This is a genomic window from Burkholderia pseudomultivorans (genome assembly GCF_902499075.1).
Classification (GTDB): domain Bacteria; phylum Pseudomonadota; class Gammaproteobacteria; order Burkholderiales; family Burkholderiaceae; genus Burkholderia; species Burkholderia pseudomultivorans.
The window spans coordinates 29182-48116 of sequence record NZ_CABVPP010000001.1 but is presented as its reverse complement, the minus strand read 5'-3'; the positions used below and the strand labels follow the sequence as shown (position 1 = coordinate 48116).

General features: G+C 67.6%; 15 protein-coding genes. 6 read left to right on the top strand and 9 right to left on the bottom strand.

Translation table 11 applies throughout. The features are described 5' to 3' along the window. Positions 1-46 precede the first annotated feature (46 nt). Entirely contained in the window at positions 47-1636 is a 1590-nt protein-coding gene (locus BST28156_RS00220) for a mannose-1-phosphate guanylyltransferase/mannose-6-phosphate isomerase (RefSeq protein WP_060238460.1), read from the bottom strand. Then, positions 1633-2217, bottom strand: a complete 585-nt coding sequence (locus BST28156_RS00215; RefSeq protein ID WP_060238457.1) for a GNAT family protein — start codon at positions 2215-2217, stop codon at positions 1633-1635. Before BST28156_RS00215 ends, BST28156_RS00220 begins: the two co-directional genes overlap by 4 nt. Before the next feature lie 1330 nt (positions 2218-3547). On the opposite strand from BST28156_RS00215, the gene BST28156_RS00210 reads away from it, so the two are divergent. Further along, a complete protein-coding gene (locus tag BST28156_RS00210) occupies positions 3548-4939 on the top strand; it encodes a sigma-54 dependent transcriptional regulator (RefSeq protein ID WP_174901090.1) in 1392 nt (463 codons plus the stop codon). Between the two features lie 26 nt (positions 4940-4965). Here the strand turns inward: BST28156_RS00210 and BST28156_RS00205 are convergent, their stop codons facing one another. The 6 genes from BST28156_RS00205 to BST28156_RS00180 form a co-directional block, all read right to left on the bottom strand. Then, the gene (locus tag BST28156_RS00205; protein ID WP_174901089.1) at positions 4966-7443 is read right to left on the bottom strand and encodes a glycoside hydrolase family 2 protein; all 2478 of its coding nucleotides are present in this window, start codon (positions 7441-7443) and stop codon (positions 4966-4968) included. Beyond that, entirely contained in the window at positions 7440-8495 is a 1056-nt protein-coding gene (locus BST28156_RS00200; protein ID WP_174901088.1) for a DUF1839 family protein, read from the bottom strand. Before BST28156_RS00200 ends, BST28156_RS00205 begins: the two co-directional genes overlap by 4 nt. Further along, positions 8492-9466 (bottom strand): amino acid--[acyl-carrier-protein] ligase, encoded by a 975-nt coding sequence (locus tag BST28156_RS00195; protein WP_174901087.1) that lies wholly within the window; start codon positions 9464-9466, stop codon positions 8492-8494. The genes BST28156_RS00200 and BST28156_RS00195 overlap by 4 nt, the downstream gene beginning before the upstream one ends. Then, positions 9463-10659: an acyl-CoA dehydrogenase family protein gene (locus BST28156_RS00190; RefSeq protein ID WP_174901086.1), complete on the bottom strand. Its 1197-nt coding sequence runs from the start codon at positions 10657-10659 to the stop codon at positions 9463-9465. The genes BST28156_RS00195 and BST28156_RS00190 overlap by 4 nt, the downstream gene beginning before the upstream one ends. Next, a complete protein-coding gene (locus tag BST28156_RS00185) occupies positions 10656-10907 on the bottom strand; it encodes an acyl carrier protein (protein ID WP_060238443.1) in 252 nt (83 codons plus the stop codon). The genes BST28156_RS00190 and BST28156_RS00185 overlap by 4 nt, the downstream gene beginning before the upstream one ends. A gap of 169 nt (positions 10908-11076) precedes the next feature. Next, entirely contained in the window at positions 11077-11859 is a 783-nt protein-coding gene (locus BST28156_RS00180; protein WP_174901085.1) for a Crp/Fnr family transcriptional regulator, read from the bottom strand. Between the two features lie 921 nt (positions 11860-12780). On the opposite strand from BST28156_RS00180, the gene BST28156_RS00175 reads away from it, so the two are divergent. Further along, positions 12781-13563 (top strand): Crp/Fnr family transcriptional regulator, encoded by a 783-nt coding sequence (locus BST28156_RS00175; RefSeq protein WP_060238439.1) that lies wholly within the window; start codon positions 12781-12783, stop codon positions 13561-13563. 11 nt (positions 13564-13574) lie between these two features. Further along, on the top strand, positions 13575-14981 hold the full coding sequence (locus BST28156_RS00170) for an undecaprenyl-phosphate glucose phosphotransferase (RefSeq protein WP_174901084.1): 1407 nt from the start codon (positions 13575-13577) through the stop codon (positions 14979-14981). A gap of 27 nt (positions 14982-15008) precedes the next feature. Here the strand turns inward: BST28156_RS00170 and BST28156_RS00165 are convergent, their stop codons facing one another. Then, a complete protein-coding gene (locus BST28156_RS00165; RefSeq protein ID WP_060238437.1) occupies positions 15009-15932 on the bottom strand; it encodes a LysR family transcriptional regulator in 924 nt (307 codons plus the stop codon). 214 nt (positions 15933-16146) lie between these two features. Between BST28156_RS00165 and BST28156_RS00160 the strand changes: the two genes are divergently transcribed. The 3 genes from BST28156_RS00160 to BST28156_RS00150 are packed head-to-tail and all read left to right on the top strand — an operon-like array spanning position 16147 to position 18925. After that, complete coding sequence (locus BST28156_RS00160) at positions 16147-16809, top strand: amino acid ABC transporter permease (protein WP_174901083.1); 663 nt, start codon at positions 16147-16149, stop codon at positions 16807-16809. Then, positions 16806-17567, top strand: a complete 762-nt coding sequence (locus BST28156_RS00155) for an amino acid ABC transporter ATP-binding protein (protein WP_174901082.1) — start codon at positions 16806-16808, stop codon at positions 17565-17567. The genes BST28156_RS00160 and BST28156_RS00155 overlap by 4 nt, the downstream gene beginning before the upstream one ends. 44 nt (positions 17568-17611) lie before the next feature. Further along, on the top strand, positions 17612-18925 hold the full coding sequence (locus BST28156_RS00150) for an aminotransferase family protein (protein ID WP_174901081.1): 1314 nt from the start codon (positions 17612-17614) through the stop codon (positions 18923-18925). Positions 18926-18935 lie beyond the last annotated feature (10 nt).

The following is an 18935-nucleotide window of genomic DNA, read 5'->3' as shown; positions in this document are numbered from 1 at the left end:
CACGTTGCGTCGCGTCTTCGCGCGTGTGCCGCCCGCGCCTTGTGTTTTATCGAACGCCATCGCGCACTGCCGCTTCGGCAGGCTCGGACGCTTCCTCGTTGCGCGCCGCGAGCGGGGCAGGCTTGGCGGGCGCCGCCTCGACCGCGCGGCCGTACTGATCTTCGAAGCGCACGATATCGTCTTCGCCGAGGTAGTCGCCCGACTGCACCTCGATGATCTCGAGCGGAATCCGGCCGGGATTCTCGAGCCGATGCACTTCGCCGACCGCGATGTACGTCGATTCGTTTTCGCTGAGCAGGAACGTCTCGTCGCCGCGCGTCACGCGCGCGGTGCCGCGCACGACGATCCAGTGCTCGGCGCGGTGGTAGTGCATCTGCAGCGACAGCCGCTTGCCGGGCTCGATGACGATCCGCTTCACCTGGAAGCGCGTGCCGACATCGATCGAATCGTAGTGGCCCCACGGCCGCTGCACCTTGCGGTGTTCGCGCACCTGCGGGCGCTGGTCCATCTTCAGGCGCGCGACGATGTTCTTCACGCGCTGCACGTCGTGCTTGTTCGCGACCAGCACGGCATCGGCCGTTTCGATCACGACCACGTCCTTCATCCCGATGCAGGCGACGAGCCGACCTTCGGAGCGCACGAGACTGTCCTGCGTATTCTCGAACACGATCGGGCCGCGCGCGACGTTGCCCTGGTGGTCCTTCGGCATGATTTCCCAGATCGCGTCCCAGGTGCCGACGTCCGACCAGCCCGCCGCCAGCGGCACCACGATGCCTTCGATGCCGAGCTTGCCGCTGTCCGCGAGCCGTTCCATGACCGCGTAGTCGATCGAATCGGACGGGCACGCGTCGAACGCCGCCGCGTCGATCCGGAAGAACGGATCCTCGGCGACGCCCGCGCGCCATGCCGCGTCGCAGGCTGCATGAATGTCCGGCGCAAGCGCCTGGATCGCCTTCAGCCAGACCGACGCGCGCGTGATGAAGATGCCGCTGTTCCACCAGTAGTCGCCCGATTGCAGATAGCGCTCGGCAAGTGCGGCATCGGGCTTCTCGACGAAGCGGCCGATCGTATAGCCGCCCTGGCCGCCGCGGCGGCCCGCACGCGGTGCGCCGACCTGGATGTAGCCGTAACCCGTTTCCGCGCGGCGCGGCAGCACGCCGAGCGTGACGATCGCGCCTTCCTGCGCATAGCGCGCGGCGCGGCCGACGGCATCCTGGAACGCGGCGGCATCGACGATCACGTGGTCGGCCGGCATCACCGCGAGCACCGGGTCGTCGGCGAATGCGCATGCGTCGAGCGCCGCCAGCGTGAGGGCGGGCGCCGTATTGCGCGCGCTCGGCTCGAGCAGGATGCGCGCGGGCGCGGTGCCCTGGCCGGCGACTTGCGCGGCGCTCATGAAGCGGTGCTGCTCGCCGCAGACCAGCAGCAGGCGGTTGTCGAGCGATGCGTTCTCGATGCCGTTCAGGCGGCGCGCCGTCGCCGACAGCGGCGACTCGTTCGAGATCAGTTCGATCAGCTGCTTCGGATGCTGTTCGCGCGACAGCGGCCAGAGGCGCGTGCCGGAGCCGCCCGCGAGAATCACGGGCAGGATGCGCGGCAGATCCGGTTCGGGGACCGGGCGAAGGAGGCGGGTCATCGGTTGGCTCCGGTGTCGGCCGGCTGCCGGCTGGGGGCGCGGCCATCGGCATGCGGGTCGGCGTTGCCGGTTCCGGACACGGTCACGACGCGCGACAGCAGCGTGCGCAGCGCGCCTGCCGCGCGGTCCACCGGCCGGACCATGCCGACGAACGGCGCGCCCTGTTCGAGATACGGGCCGTAGGCCTTGCGGAATCCGAAGCGCTTGTAGAACGCCTGGCGCGATGCGGGAACGTGCGTGCGCACGGCGGTGTCCGGCCACGCGACATGCGCGGCGGCGAGCGCGCGCTCCAGCAGCCGTTCGAGCGTATCGTCGTCGCGGCACGCCTCGCTCGTCAGCACCTTGTCGATCACGACGTCCGGATCGATGTCGTCGCCGGGCAGGATGCGCGCGTAAGCGGCGACTTCGACGGTATCGTCGTCGTGCACGCGTGCGTACACGTGCAGTGCGCCGGCGTCCTTGCCGTCGATGTCGAGATGCGTATGCGCATCCTCGACCACCAGCACTGCATTGCGGGCGCGCAGGATCGCGTAGAGATCGACGGCGCCCAGATGTTCGAATTCACAACAATGCCATTCCATGATGCGGTCCTCGCGTGATGCCTTCAGCGTGCCGCTTCATGCGAAGATGCGGCGCGACGACGGTCATGATGCGGATTTGCCGCGCGATGGTCTGTTCGAAAGCCTACTCACACTCCGGTTCCGCCCGGTGGCGTTTCACGAGAATGGTGCAATGTGCGGTAGCACACATCGGTGCCGCCGCGACTTTTCGATAATGAATGCATCCGGACGGGGCGGCGCGATACGCGGTTTGCCACCGCCGGGCACGAATGAACGAACCGGGGAAGCACTTGAAGATTGCGATCGTTCACGACGGGCAGCGCGTGCCGCGCGGCGCCATGCGGATGCCGGCGCGCCGGCGTGCATCGCGACGTGGCGCAGCCTGCGATCGCGAAAGCGTGCGTCGCCTGCAGGCCGTCCGTCGGCGTTGCGCCACGGTGCCCGGCCTGCCGATCGTACCGAACCGATCGTTCGGAACGCTCCCTCCCGATCCAGGCCGCTCGATAGCCCGCCCGCTCGCCGGCCGCCGGTCGCGCGTGTCGCTGTCGACGAACGCCGATGCTGCATCGCGCAACGAAGCGCCCGGGCACGCCGCTTGCGCGTCGCCCCGCGAAGCCTGCAATCCATTGCGATTCGATGGGCGAGTGGCGATCGACCGGTGCCCGACACCGAGGCCGAGCCGGTTACGACGATGTAACGGACATTCGCCGCAGGGGTGCCTGCGGTGCGTCTGCGGCCCTGCGCGACACATGCGATTATTCGGTTTGCGGAACGGCTGGCGGGCGTTTCACACGATTCCGCCGTGAATCGCGGGCAATCGTCGCGGCCCAATGCGCGGAAAAGTAGTATTTGCCACCGATTGACGCGAATGGTCGTAGATAATCAAATCTGAGTCGCTAAACGGGGCGCTTCACGTATCGGCCACCGACGTAATCGAATGATTCGATGTATTGCTTTTCGTAACAAACCATCGTGAGACGGGGTGTAAATTCAGAAACGGATGAAATCAGGGCGTCGTTCCGGAAACGGATCGGCGGCCGTCCGGTTCGGTATTGGCGCGGCTGTCGTGTACGACGCGACGCAAATGCGGACGGAATCCCGTTTGCCGACGTGTGGCGACTGCTGCGCGTCGCATCAAAGCCGGAACGCCGTGGCTCCCGAGGCCGCGTGTTTCCTTCGAGTACGATGACAACGAGGCCGGATGACATCCGGCTCGACCTCCGGGGGCTCTCGCCGTGTGCATTTTCGATCTTCGCCAAAGCTGCGGAAACGCAGCGCGGACAGGCGGCCATGCGCCGCCACACGCAGCGCACGCGAGCGATTCGCGGAGCGGAGAAAGTGACGGTTCGTTATGAATATGCCAATAACGCGCGATAAGAGCGCCGGCGGGGGGAGTGCGGCCGGGCAGCGTCCGCTGATTTACTGGACGCAGGCGCCATCCGTCATGCTGCGCAAGGAACTGGCTCGGCGCGACTGGAAGGTCTCGGTCGTCTCGCACGCAAGCGAATTGCGTGACACCGCCAGCGAAATCACCTGCGGCATTCTCGACCTCAGCGGCGGGCATGCGGACGCGATCGGCAGCATCGCTTCCACCTGCGCGTCGATGCGCGACGTCGTGTGGGTCGCACTCGTCGATGCGGGCCAGACCGCGTCGCCGAACGTGCGCGCGCTGTTGCGCGACTATTGCTTCGACTACATCACGCTGCCCGCGTCGCATCAGCGGATCGCGGATACGGTCGGCCACGCTTACGGCATGGAATGCCTGTTCGCGCGCGATCGCGAGCGGCTCGAATCCGACGAGCACGGAATCGTCGGCACCTGCAGCGCGATGCTGCGGCTGTTCGATACGGTGCGGCGTTTCGCACGCACGGACGCGCCCGTGTTCGTGTTCGGCGAAACGGGCACCGGCAAGGAACTGACCGCGGCCGCGATCCATCGTCACTCGGAGCGGCGCAACGGGCCGTTCGTCGCGGTCAACTGCGCGGCGATTCCGCCGCATCTGCTGCAATCCGAACTGTTCGGCTACGAGCGCGGCGCGTTTACCGGCGCGAATGCGCGCAAGATCGGCTACGTCGAGGCCGCCAACGGCGGCACGCTGCTGCTCGACGAAATCGGCGACCTGCCGCACGAGAGCCAGGCGAGCCTGCTGCGCTTCCTGCAGGAGCGTGCGATTCACCGGCTGGGCGGCAGCGATCCGGTGCCGGTCGATGTCCGGATCGTGTCCGCGACGCACGTCGACCTGCACGACGCGATGGAGGAAGGGCGGTTTCGGGCGGACCTGTTTCACCGGCTGTGCGTGATGCGCATCGACCAGCCGCCTCTGCGCGCGCGCGGCAAGGACATCGAACTGCTTGCGCACCACATGCTCGAGCGTTTTCGCGGCGATGCGCGCCATCGCGTGCGCGGCTTCTCGACGGATGCGATCACCGCGCTCTACAAGCACGACTGGCCGGGCAACGTCCGCGAGCTGATCAACCGCGTGCGCCGCGCGGTCGTGATGACGGAAGGGCGCCTGATCACCGCGCACGACCTCGAGCTCGAATACTGTCTCGACGCCGCGTCGCCGTCGGTGGCCGACATCCGCAAGTCGATCGAGCGCGAGGCGATCGAAACCGCGCTGCTGCGCACGCGCGGCCGCGTTGCGGCGTCCGCGCGCGAACTCGGCGTATCGCGCGCGACGCTCTATCGCTGGATGGAGGCTTACGGGATCGAGCGGCCGCGCGGCACGGGCTCGTCGGACTGACGGCGGCCCGCCGCGCGCGGCCGGCGTCAGTCGGCCTGTGTCGCGCGCACGGTGCGCGCGGCATTGACCGCGCGGATCTCGACGGCCGGCGGCGCGCCGGATGCCGCACCGTCGTCCAGCGGCATCAGCGCGACGCGCGCAGGCGTGCCGGGCGCGAGATGGAACCAGTCGTCGCGCGGCACGAAGCCCGGCGCGTCGATCTGCACGTGACGCGCGACATGACGCGTGTCGATATCGACGTGCCACACGTCGCCGCTGCGCGACACGCAGGCCTCGATCCCGAGTTCGCGCGGCGCGAATACCGCAGGATGCGTGCGGGACGGGAAATGAAACGCCTGCGACAGCAGCGTGCCGTCGTCGGCGCGCAGCGTCGCGACGACCGTGTCGTGCTCGCATGGGCCGAAGCGGTACGCATAGGTCCAGTCGAAGAAGCGGCCGAGCAGCTCGGCCGAGCCGATCCGGACTGCATCGTGCGCGGCGATCCGGACCGGGCAGCCGGCCCGTGCGACCGGCGTGCGGCCGTCGCGCAGCGCGATCAGCTCGACGGCCGCCGACAGCGGCGCCGGGCGCTCGTTGATCACATGCAGGTCCAGGCCGTTCAGGCCTTCGTCGACGAGCAGCACCTGCACCGGCTGCAACACCTGGCGCAGCGCGTGCCATGCCGATTTCGGCCGGTGCGTCGCGTCGATCACGCCCCATCCGGCGCCGGGCATCACGTCCTGCAACTGCCAGACGAGCGCGCCGGCGCAGCGCGAGCCGGTGCGGCGCCATTCGGAGAACGTGTCGCGCATCACGTCCGCGATCGCGGCGCGCGACAGCTCGAAGTAGCGCGCCGGATCCTCGCGCCGCAGCCGGTCGGGCGCCACGTCGTACAGCGTGTGCAGATAGTGGTCGCGAACGTCTTCGAAATCCCACGACGTGCCGGGGTCGCGCGGCACCGCCGCCTTCCAGCGCGGCTCGTGCACGCCCGGCCGGCCGAGACTGTCGAGCATCGCGTCGCACGGCACGTTCGCGAATGCGAGGCATTCGCTCGCAAAACGCACGTCCGCGCGGCGCGCGTCGTCGAGCGGACGCAGATACGCGCCGACGCCGTAGTAGTGCGACACGCGCTCGCGCGGCAGGAACGGCAGCACGCCGCCGTCGGGCGAGTCGGGCACATAGATCGCATCGGGCCGTCGCGCTGCCGCATGACCGGCCAGCCGGTCGGCGGTCAGTTCGAGAAAGCGCTGCTTCGGCCCGAGCCCGGACATCGCGGCCTGCTGCGCGATCTCGCTGCCGCCGCACAGCACCGCGAGCGACGGCGATGCGCGGTGGCGCGTCAGGAACTGTTCGGCTTCGCGGTCGATCGCATCCGCGAACGCGGGCTCGTCGAGCGCGTAGTCGAAGTTCGCGAACATGAAGTCCTGCCAGACCAGCAGCCCGAGCCGGTCGCACCATGCATGAAACGCGTCGGCTTCGTAGCTCATCGTGCCGCCGACGCGGATCATGTTGAAGCCGGCGTCGCGCGCGTGCGTGAGCAGGCGGCGGTAGGCCGCGTCGTCGGCGTGCAGCGCGAGCGGCGCGGCGCTGCTCCAGCAGGCGCCGCGCGCGAACACGGCCACGCCGTTGACGCGCAGGCCGAAGCCCTTGCCGTCGGCGCCCGGGTCTGCTTCGATGGTCCGGAAACCGGTGGCGCCGAGCGCGCGCCGTTCGGCGCCGATATGCAGCGCGACATCGTAAAGCACCGGCTCGCCATGCGTGTGCGGCCACCAGCGGCGCACGTTCGGCACCGCGACGGTCGCGCGCAGCCGGTCGGCGGCGCAGCGTTCGAGCGTCGCGTGATGCTCGCCGCACGACAGCCGGGCGGCGAATGCGTCGGGCAGCGGTGCGGCAAACGCAAGTTCCGCGTCGAGCCATCCGGTGTCGCCGTCGACGCGCGCATGCAGGTCGCAATGGACGACGGCGGGCCCGGCGGCCGGATCGATTACTTCGACGGGCCGCCACGGGCCGGCCGGCACGTACGGCGGAAACCAGCCCGGCATGTGGCCGAACAGCGACGTGCGCACGGTTCGAAGCCCGGCCGGTTCGGCGAGCCGCGTGCGCCAGCGCGCGCGGCGCGTGGCGCGCACGTCGCGCAGGTGCGGCGCGAGCGCACGGAAGCAGAGGGTCAGCCGGTGCGTGCCGTCGAGCGACACGGGCACGTCATGTGCGACGAACATGCTGTTCGAGCGGAGAATCGGCGTGTCGTCGAGCCACGCTTCGGCGAGCGTCGCCAGCCCGTGAAAGCGCAGCAGGCGCGCGCCGTGTCCGCGCAGTTCGAGCCGGTACCAATGGTCGCGCTCGTCGAGCGTGCCGGCTTCGTCGAGCCGGCCCGCGAGCATCAGCGCCTGTGCGACCGTGCCGGGCACGGGGGCCGCGATCCAGTCGGCGCCGTCGGGCAGTTCGCGCGGCGCGCGCGCGGCGCCCGCGGCCGTCGCCAGCATCGACCACGCGGATGCGGCGGGGGCAGCAGGGGCGCGCGTCACCGCGCGAGCGGCGCGAACGCCGCGTCATGGCGAAGCGGCACCGCGTGCTGCAGCGGCGGCGCGATCTGCCGCGCACACGCGACGATATCCGCATAGGCCGCCTGGATCGCCTCGAGCGTCGAGTCGCCGCGTTCTTCCTTGCCGCGCGCGCACGCCCGTGCGAGCCGGAATTCCAGCACCATCGCCTCGGACGCGATGCGATCGCACGCGGCGCGGATCTCGGCGAACGGCCCGATGCAGCCGCTGGCCTGCAGCCAGCGCGCGTAGTGGCCGAACAGTTCGAAATTCGCGCCGAGCTGCCGCACCGAATTGAACGAATACGCGTGGAAGCGCTCGATCGGCGAAGCGGCGAGCGTCCTCGCATCGCTGTGCAACTGCTGCCGGAACGCCGCGATCGGATCGACGACCGGCAGGCGCCGCAGGTGGCGTTGCAGCGCCGCGAGCGACACCTCGCACAGCGTGCGCTCGTCGAGCGGCGGGAAGCGCCGCTTCGCGCATTCGACATACGGCGGCAGTGCCATCGGCGAACCGTCGCCGACCAGCCCGTCGTAGTCGACGCCCTCGGCCACGTAGTAGCCGCTGTTGTGGAAATAGCCGAGCTGGCGATGCGCGCGATCGATCGCGTCGATGCCGATCGTCGTCTTCGTGTGCTGCGTGCGATAGCTGATCCCGCGCGTGTCGGGCAGGAACCACGCGTCGACTTCGACGATCATCAGATGGCCGCGCGCGACCTGCGTCTCGACATGCCGGTCGAGCGGCTCGTAGATCGAGTGCTCCTGCACGACGATGCCGTAGAGCCGCTCCAGTTCGTCGTGCGGAAACTTGAAGAACGTGAACTCGTCGCCCTCGAAATCGAGCGCGATCGTAAACGGCAGCGCCGCGTATGGATTGAAGCCCCACCACCGGAGCACTTCGAGCCACATGTCGACGTAGCAGTTGGTCTGCTTCCAGACCATCTCGTGGCCGTGCAGCGGATGCGGCCGGTAGTGGCGTGCGCGATGGCGCACGTCCTCGAACGACCGGTCTTCGCCGTCGCGGGAAACGAATTTCATGGCGATCCCCACAGCACGTCGCGGACCTCCTGCGGCCAGGCATCGATGTCGAAACCGTGATGGCGGAACAGCGCGAGCGTGAGCCGCTCGAGGCCGAAGCCGACGCAGCCGGTGTGCGCGACTTCGTCGGTCGCGGTCCGGATATTCCACAGCAGCCCGAAATGATCCATGTGGTAGTTGAAGCTCAGGCATGCGGTCTGCCGGCCGTCGTGCTCGATCGGGATCAGCAGCTCGAACTTCAGGTTCTGCTCGCGCTGGCTGTTCGCGACGATCTTGCCGCCGCGCCCGAAGAACGGGTCGTTCGCGAGGTCGATCGCGTTCGGCAGCCGCAGCGCCTCGATCATCCGCGTGCCGCGCTCGATCCAGGTCTGGCGGAAGGCGACGATCTGCTCGGGGGTGCCGATCCGCACGTACTCGCGCATCCGGAACAGCTGCATGCGGGTCGGGTCGAGCGACGGCTCGTGGCGGAAGCAGTACGAGAACACGTCGACGATGCGGCCGTCGGCGGGCAGCGCGCCTTCGCGCGCGATGACCGGATAGACGGGATAGCAGGCGGCCGGCGTCATCACGACATAGGTCGGCTTCTGGTTTTCCGTCCAGTCCTCGCCGCGATCGAGGCATTGCAGCAGCCGCTGGTGCTGGCGCTCGTCGCCGCAGAACGAATGCACGCTGCCGGCAAGCTGCGGGAAGCTCTTCATGTATTCGCTGCGCTCGAATTCGAGGCGGCTGATGGCCGGCGGAAAGCGCAGCACTTCGGCCTGCTGGTCGGCGCCGAGGCGCGTGACGAACGCGTCGAGCGCCTCGACCACGCGCTCGAACGAGGCGCTGCGGCCGAACAGGCCCTGGATGCCGGTCGAGACCAGCAGGCCCGCGTCGATCAGCTCGTCGCGCAGCGGGTTGACGCCGGCGCGGTCGAGCGGCGCATCGACAGGGGCGGAAGCGGCGGGGGGCACGGACAGGCGGTCGTTCACGTGAGTTTCTCCAGCGTCGCGGGACGCAGCGCGAGCAGCAGGCTCGAAGTGTTGGCGGCAATGCGGTCGTTGTTGATCATCAGCGGCGCCGCGTGCAGGTCGCGAATATGCCGGCCGACGCTGAACGGCGTGCCCTGCTTGTAGCCGGCCATCCCGCAGATCATCATCGCCTCGTGCGCGACCTGGAGCGCAGTCGTCGAGACGTAGGTCTTCAGCGTATTGATCTCGGCGGCCCAGGCCATGCCGGCCGACCACGAGCGCGCGGACGCGTTCGCATACAGGCGCAGCACGTTGTCGACGCGGGCCTGCATCGCCTGCATCAGCGCGAGCGATTCGGCGATGCGCCGCGTTGCCGGCGACGGCGCGCCGTCGGTCTGGCGCGCCTGCGCGCGGAAGAACTGGTGCGCGCGATGGAACGCGTCGCCCGCGACGCCGATCCACACGGCGGCCCACAGAATGTGCGACACGGGCACCATGGTCTGTTCGGCGATCTGCGCGAACGGCACCGGCAGGCATTGCACGGCGGCGCCCTGTGCGTCGAGCGTGAAGCCGTTGCTGCAGGTGCCGCGCATGCCGAGCGTGTCCCATTCACCGCGGCGCGTCAGCGTATAGCCGTCGCGCATCAGCGTGACGAGCACCTGCTCGGAGGCGGGCGCCTGCGCGTCGCGCCGCGCGGTCGCGAGGATGCCGTCCGCATACTCGCCGTACGAGATGGTCGGCGCGGACTTGTGCAGACGGAATTCGCCGCCGTCGGTTTCCAGCGCGCACTGGCTCGCGCGCAGGTTGCCGCCGACGCCATCCTCCGACGTGGCCGACGCGAGCAGCCACTGGTGGCGCACGAGCTGTTGCAGGAACAGCTTGTGCCAGCCGTGGTCGGCCGCATGATCGACGATGCACGCGACCTGGATCTGGTGCATCGCGAACACCATCGCCGACGAGGCGCAGGCCTGCCCGAGGATCGAGCATGCCGACGCGATGTCCGCAAGCGATGCGCCCGCGCCGCCCAGCCGAGTCGGCACCATCGCGCTCAGCAGGCGACGCGCGCGCATCGCCTCGATCGCCTCGACAGGGCAGCGCGCGTCGCGGTCGACCGCGTCCGCGTGGCGGGCGGCGATCTGCGCGACGGCGTGCGCGGCCTCGTCGAGCCGACGGGATTCGTCGTCGGCCGCGAGTTCCGGAAGCAGCGCGCTCATGCGGAATGCTCGGTGCGTTGGAGGGTGGCGATCGTGTCCGCGAGCGCGTCGATGCTGCGGAACAGGTTGCGATTCAGCATCTCGTCGGGAATCTCGATGTTGAACTGCTTCTCGATCGCGAGCATCAGCTGGATCGTGTCGAGCGACGACAGGCCCGCTTCGTAGAGGTCGTCGCCGTCGCCGATCGAATCGACCGCAGCTTCGAGATGGGCGACCTGCTTGAGGATGGTTCTGATTTCGTTTTTCACGTGCTGCTCCGGCGTGCGTGGTTGCGTCGATGCGGGCAGACACGGCGCAACGCGCTGACATCCCCCCGGCAGTCCGACATCAGTAGACCATTCGCCGCCGTTGCGTTCTGTTCGCCACCCTACAATCTGCTGACCCCGCGTGTGCGTGCGCGCCGAAGCGTTGCGCGCGTCACGCGCGCGCGGCGGCCGGCACGCCCGTGTCGGCCGACAGGATGCGCTTCATCTCGTCGCGCACGATCGCGCGGCAGCCGCACGACATCTTCTCGAGACCGGCGAGATCCGCGAGCACGATCGAGCTGCGGTACTGCCGGATCAGCCCGAGCTTCTGGATTTCGCCGGCCGCGTCCGTGACCGTCTCGCGCCGCACGCCGAGCATCTGCGCGAGCATGCTGTGTGTGACCTGGATCTCGATGCTGCGCGAACGGTCGTACGCGAGCAGGAACCATCTGCATAACTGATGTTTGAGCACGTGATGACGGCTGCAGAACGTGATTTGCGACACCTGCGCCATCAGCAGCCGCACGCAGACGAACACGAGATGGCGAATCACCGGCGACGCGTCGAACGCGGCGGCGAACACGCGCCGGTCGAGGCGGTACACGAACCCGTCCCGGCACGCGACCGCGCGACACGGCATCCGGCCGCTGCCGCCGATCACGTCGTCGCAGACGACGCTCTCGCTGCCGATTTGGGCGACCTCCAGCGTCATCCCGCCGGACGACACGTACTGCAGCGAGATCGCGGTCGTGACGGGCAGGTAGACCGCGGCCAGCGACTCGCCGGGTTCGCACAGCACCTGACCGGATTTCAGGTGGACGAGCTGCAGTTGCGGGATCAGCGCCGTACGGTCGTCGCGGTCGAGCGCGGCGAGGAACCGGTTGGCGTCGAAGCTGTGGGACAGCTCGATCATGCCGTTCGCGCGGGCGACGGCGTCATTGGCCTGTAGGGTCACGACACATCCTCGTATGGTGGCAGTCGCGCAGCGTCGCGCCGAGATTCCGCAACGGGAATTCGCACGCGCGTGCGGATCTGTGGTTCGTGAATATTTGAAAGCGAGTGGTGCGTAAAGGCTAGCACGGCATCGAAATTCGCGAATCCCGCATTATGTTATTTCACAGTGTTTGACGATTTCGGTGCGCGTGCAAACGTTATCAGAAATGCTGTTTCCGAGGTTTTGCGGAATTAATCATCCTGGTTTGGAATGGCGCGATGGGAATGTATTCAACGACGCTCGCGCATCAATCGGCGAACCTCATCGAGATAGTCGGAAAACAAAAAAGCAACATCAAACATTATTTGACATTTATGTCGGTGTGGAAATTTTACTCATATAAATCAATGGTTTGCGTGTTATTTGTGCGACAGATAACACATTGCTGGATTAGAGTCGCGATTCAGTTTTGAGACAGTTTCAAACGACTGTGTGAGCAGGGTGAAGCACGTCGGCCGACGACCCGGAACGTCACGGAGACGATTGAAAATCAGATGTAAGTATTTGAACGAAAAGCCTGTCGCGTCGAATGGCCGGCTCGCTAAGGGTGCTTGCTTATTGATCAGTCGAATAGGCCGATGTGTCGGCCGCGGCGGCGAGTGTCCGGAAATGAGACGCTTTTTTTGATCTGCGTCGACTCATTCTGGCGACCTAAATCGCCGGTGATTTACATATTAAGGACGAGCCGGTATTGGCACGTAAATCGCTTATTGAGGCCGGCGTGTCGAAACGGTGTGATCGACCGGACTCGGACTTGACAAGCTGTCGTCAGGCTGGGTTCGGGGTTGTTGGCCGCAACCGCCGGTCACCCGCGGCACGCATGACGAAAACGAATTCCGCCGGCCGGCAGTACGCGGCGCGGACAATAAGAGGGATACAGACATGCTTCATCTTCAATCGAGCTACTCGGCGAACGCCATCCTCGACGCGCTGCCGGAGGACAGCATTCGCGCCATCGCACCGCATCTTGAGCTGGTCAGGATCAAGCCCGGCATGCTCGAGCGCGTCGGCGAGCCGATGCGCCACCTGCATTTCCCGACGACCGCGATGATGTCGGTGCAGCACCTGATGGAGGACGGCGCGATGGTCGAGGTGGCGGTCGTCGGCCGGGAGGGCGTGGTCGGTCTTGGGACGCTGGTCGGCGGCATCGCGATGTCGAACCGGATCGAGGTGCGAATCGGAGGGATGGCCTACCGCGTGCCGACCTGCGTGATGCGCACGGAGTTCGAGCGTTCGCCGGCGACTTACCGGCTGCTGCTCAACTACTGCCAGGCGGTGATGGCGCAGATTTCCCGCAGCGCGCTGTGCAACCGGCATCACTCGGTCAGCGAACAACTCAGCCGCTGGCTGCTGCTCGCGCATGACCGCATCGACGGCGACGAGCTGACCGTCACGCAGCAGACGATCGCGAACATGCTCGGCGTGCGTCGCGAAGGCGTGACCGAGGCGGCCGGCAGCCTGCAGGATGCCGGGCTGATCCGGCAGCGGCGCGGGCGCATCACGGTGCTCGACCGTCACGGCCTCGAACACCATGCGTGCGAGTGCTACGACATGATTCGCTCGGACTATCGCAGGCTGCTCGGCGTGCGCGACAGTGCGCGGCCCCTGTCGGTTCGCCCCCGCGTGGCGGAGGTGCGTTACGGATTCCATGCCCATGGTGCGTGACGATGGGGGCGATGGCGGGAGGAACGGGTACGATGCGGCGCGCCGCGATCGCGGCGGCCGACGTCGTGCTCGTGCTGGCCGGCGCGCTCGCGGCGCAGGCGGCGGCCGGGCTCGCATGGGGCGAACTGTCGGATGCGCGGCGTGGGGCGATCGCGCTGCTCTGCGTGCTGACCGTCGCGCTGCTGCCGCACCGCCTGCGCGACCTGCGGGCCGGCGCGTCGGCCGCTGAAGGCGGGCATGCACTGACCCGCGTGGCGATCGCCGTGGTCTGCGCGAGCGCGCTGACGGTGGCCGGCGCGATGTGGATCATGAACCGCGGCGGCACGATCACGCTGCGCTGGATCGTCGAGACGGTGCTGGCCGGCGACGCGGCGCTGCTGCTCGGCCGGATGGCGCTGCGCGCGATCGTGGTGAAGCGCGGCGATGCGCGCGCGCGGCAGCGCCGCGTCGCGGTGGTCGGCGCGACCGCCTACGGGCGCGTCGCGATCGAACGGATGCGGCTCGCGCCGCACGGCCCGTACGCGGCGGCATGCGTGTTCGACGATGCTGCGCCGGGTGCGGCGGCCGACATCGGCGGCGTGCCCGTGATCGACGACTGGCACGCATTGCGGCGGATGATTCGCGACGGCGAGATCGACGAGGTGTGGCTCACGCTGCCGATGTCGCACGAGTGGCGGATCCAGCGCATCGCGCGCGAGTTGCGCGACGAGTTCGTCGAGCTGCGGCTGCTGCCCGATGTCCGGCAGATGGCCGTCGTCGATCGCTCGGCGACCGACGTGCTCGGCATGCCGGCGATCAATCTCGCGACGACGCCGCGCTCGGCCCCCGAGCTGTGGGCGAAGTTCGCGTTCGACCGGCTGTTCGCGATCGGCGTGCTGATTCCGCTGCTGCCGCTGCTCGCGGCGCTGGCGATCGCGGTCAAGCTGTCGTCGCCGGGGCCGGCGCTGTTCAGGCAGCGCCGCAAGGGCGTCGACGGCCGCGAATTCGACATCCTGAAGTTCAGGACCATGCGCGTGCATCGCGAACAGCCCGGCGTATTGCGACAGGCGTCGCGCAACGATACGCGCATCACGCCCGTCGGCGCTTTCCTCAGGCGCACGTCGCTCGACGAGCTGCCGCAGTTCTTCAACGTGCTGTTCGGGCAGATGTCGGTGGTCGGCCCGCGGCCGCACGCGATCGAGCACGACGACTTCTACCGGCAGCTGATCGACTGCTACATGTATCGCTATCGCGTGCGCCCCGGCATCACCGGATGGGCTCAGGTGAACGGCTATCGCGGCGAGACGCGCAAGGTCGAGGCGATGGCCGCGCGCGTGAAGTTCGACCTGTTCTACATGCAGAACTGGAGCTTCTGGTTCGACATGAAGATCATCCTGCTGACGATCGTGCGCGGCTTCATCGGCCGCAACGCATTCTGAGCGCGATCGCGCTGCGGCCGTGCGCCGTCAGCGAATCGCGAACGCGTCGGGATAGGCGGTGCCGTCGGCCGTGTCCCGCGCGCACGCTTTCGCGATCGCGAGCACGTCCTGCACGGCCGGATTGTCCTTCAGCGCGTGCTGGTGCACGAGATAGAAATTGAACCACTGGCTGGAGTCGAACGCGCGCGCGACCAGGTCGCGATTCGCGCACAGATCGGCGGCGGTCAGCGCATTGAGCAGGCTGACGCCTTCGGTAAGCCGGATCACCTCGCCGAGCGAACTCATGCTGACGCGCAGCTCGTAGCCGAGCCGGCGCCGGTCGCTCGAATCGTCGTAGATCAGGTGATCGGACTGGATCGGCTTGATGTATTGCTGGCCCGCAAGATCGTCGTACGTCAGCAGCTTGCGCGCGGCGAGCCGGTTCCTGCGCGTGAGCAGCGCAACCATCTTCGCACCGAATACCGGCACGAAGATCAGGCCCGGCTCGTGAATCTCGTACGACACGATCGCCAGATCGAGGCGACCGCCTTCCACGTCCGCGATCAGCCGGCCGCTCGACGCGACGTCGAGCGCAACGCCGGTGCCCGGATGCGCGTGCACGTACTGCTGCGCGACGCGCGGGCCGAAGCGGTGGCACAGCCCCGGCGCGCAGCCGATCCGCAGCGACGCGACGCCGTTGTCCTGCAACAGCGAAATCTCCTCTTCGATCCGGTTCAGCCGGTCGAGCAACTGCACGGCCTCGTCGAGCATGTAGCGGCCGGCCGGTGAAATCTGCAGCCGCTGGTTCTCGCGTGCGAACAGCCGGATGTGCAGGCTGTCCTCCAGCCGCGCGAGCGCATGGCTGACCGCCGACTGCGTGATGCCGAGCTGGACGGCCGCCTGTCGCGTGGAGCCGGCGGTCGCGATCGCATGAAAGATCTCGATGTCGCGCAGGCTGAAGTCGGTCCGCATGTTCGCTCCGGTCAATCAATTGATTAAAAAAGATCATATATTGACCGAAAAATAATTCATAGCCAGACTGCGAGCCAGTCAAACAACACGCCGGTTCCTTCTGTTGCGGGCCTTTCGGAGGTTCGTCAGATGATGAATCAAATCGGTCAACTATCCTGCGGAGACATCTTCAGCACCGCATCGCCGCGCGCGATGCGGGCTGGCCAGACACGCCATGTTCGATATCCACCTCGTGCTCAAGTACCTGCCGATGCTGTTCGAGGCCGCCGGCGTGACGGTGCAGCTCACGCTGCTCGCCACCGTGGCGGGCCTCGTCATCGGCCTTGCCGCCGCGCTCGGCCGGCTGTCGCGCCACCGCGTGCTGCGCGATGCGATGGGCGCCTACATCTGGCTGATCCGCTCGACGCCGCTGCTGGTGCAGCTGTTCATCATCTATTTCGGGTTGCCGCAGTTCGGCGTCGAGCTGTCGCCGTTCACGTCGGGCGTGATCGGGCTCGCGCTGAACGTCGGCGCGTACAACGCGGAGACGATCCGCGCCGGCATCCTCGCGATTCCGCACGGCCAGATCGAGGCGTCGCGTTCGCTCGGCTTCGGCGCCGCGCGCACGATGCGGCTGGTCGTGCTGCCGCAGGCGCTCAAGCTGATCGTGCCGCCGCTCGGCAACAACCTGATCATCCTGACCAAGGACACGTCGCTCGTATCGACGATCACGCTCGCCGAGCTGTTCATGCGCACGCAGCAGCTGGTCGGCGCGACCTTCAGGCCCTTCGAACTCTACTTTGCGTGCGCGATGATCTATGCGTTGCTGACGACCGGAACGAGCGTGCTGCTGCGGCAGTTCGAACAGCGACTGATCCTGAAGGGAGGCCGCGCATGAACGGGGGCCAGCCGCAGATCGCACTGCGCGACATCCACAAGACCTACGGCGCGCTCGAGGTGCTGAAGGGCATTTCGCTCGACGTGCACAAGGGCGAGGTGGTCGTGCTGATCGGCCCGAGCGGGTCGGGCAAGAGCACGCTGCTGCGCTGCGTGAACCAGCTCGAGACGCCGACGCGCGGCGAGGTGCGCGTGCTCGGCAGCCTCGTCAACGATCCGCGCCGCAGCCACCGCGCGCAGGAGCGCTACCTGAACGCGATGCGGATGAAGGTCGGCATGGTGTTCCAGCATTTCAACCTGTTTCCGCACCTGACGGTGCTCGAGAACCTGACGCTCGCGCCGATGCAGCTGCTCGGGCAGCCGGCCGCGCAGGCGCGCGACGATGCGCGCGCGCTGCTCGACATGGTCGGCGTGCTCGACAAGCAGGACGTCTATCCCGGCAAGCTGTCCGGCGGCCAGAAGCAGCGCGTCGCGATTGCGCGGTCGCTTGCGCTGAAGCCGGACGCGATGCTGTTCGACGAACCGACGTCGGCGCTCGATCCGGAAATGGTCGGCGGCGTGCTCGCGGTGATGGAGCGGCTCGCGAAGGCCGGCATGACGATGATGATCGTCACGCACGAGATGCGCTTCGCGGAGCGCGTGGCCGATCGCGTCGTATTCATGGCCGACGGCCGCGTCGTCGAGTCGGGCCGCCCGTCGGCCATCTTTCATCAGCCGTCGCACGAGCGGACCCAGGCGTTTCTCGCCGACATCCGCTGACTGCGCGCGGCCATCAGCCGAGCACACAACCAAAAAGGACGTCAATGAGCGACCATCTCTTCTATCAGTCGGCCGTGAGCCTGCCGACCATCGCACGCGCCGAGGGCATCTACGCGTGGGATACCGACGGCAACCGCCATATCGACGCGTGCTCGGGCGCGATCGTCGCGCAGCTTGGGCATGGCCATCCCGCGATTCGCGACGCGATGCTCGCACAGCTCGACAAGGTCGCGTTCGCGTACCGCACGCAGTTCGAGAACCAGCCCGCGGTCGATCTCGCGGAAAAGCTGGTCCAGCTTGCCGGCGGACGCTTCGATCGCGTGTTCTTCTCGAGCGGCGGTTCCGAGTCGGTCGAATCCGCGCTGAAGCTCGCGCGCCAGTACTGGGTGTGCAGCGGTGAACCGCAACGCAACGTGTTCATCGCCCGCAAGCCGTCGTATCACGGCTCGACGATGGGTGCGCTCGCGATGACGAGCTATACGCCGCTCACGCAGCCGTTCGAGCCGATGTTCCAGCTGTATCCGAAGGTGGCGTCGCCGACGCAGTACCGTGTGCCGGCCGGCAAGACCGCAGTCGAGCATGCGCTCGACTGCGCGGACGAGCTCGACGCAGCGATCCGCGAGATCGGCGCGCATCGCGTGGCCGCCTTTGTCGCGGAGCCGATCGGCGGCGCCAGCACCGGCGCGGAAGTGCCGCACGACGCGTACTTCGCGCGCATCCGCGAGATCTGTTCGCGGCACGGCATCCTGCTGATACTTGACGAAGTGATGACCGGTATCGGTCGTACCGGGCGCTGGTTCGGCTTCCAGCACTGGAACGTCGAGGCCGACATCCTGTGCGTCGCGAAGGGGCTCGGCGCCGGCTATTACCCGGCGTCGGCGATCGTCACGCGCGCCGCGCTGACCGATCCGATCCTCGCGTCGGGCGGGTTCCAGCACGGCTATACATACGCGGGCAACCCGCTCGCGAGCGCGACCGCGCTGGCCGTGATCGGCGTGATCGAGCGCGAAGGGCTGGTCGAGCACGCGGCGACGACCGGCGACTATCTGCGCGGGCTGCTGCAGGATCTCGCGACGCGCCACGCATTCATCGGCGACGTGCGCGGGCGCGGTTTCCTGCTCGCGATGGAATACGTCGCCGATCGCGCGACGAAGGCGCCGTTCGATCCCGCGCTGCGGTTCGGCGAGCAGGTGACGCGCGCGGCACGCGAACAAGGCGTGATCGTCTACCCGCGCAAGTCGCTGATGGGCGAGACCGGCGATCACACGCTGATCGCACCGCCGCTGATCACGACGCGTGCGCAGTGCGACGAGATCGTCGAGCGGCTCGACCGCGCGTTCCGCACGATCGGCCGATGAGGCGCGCGGC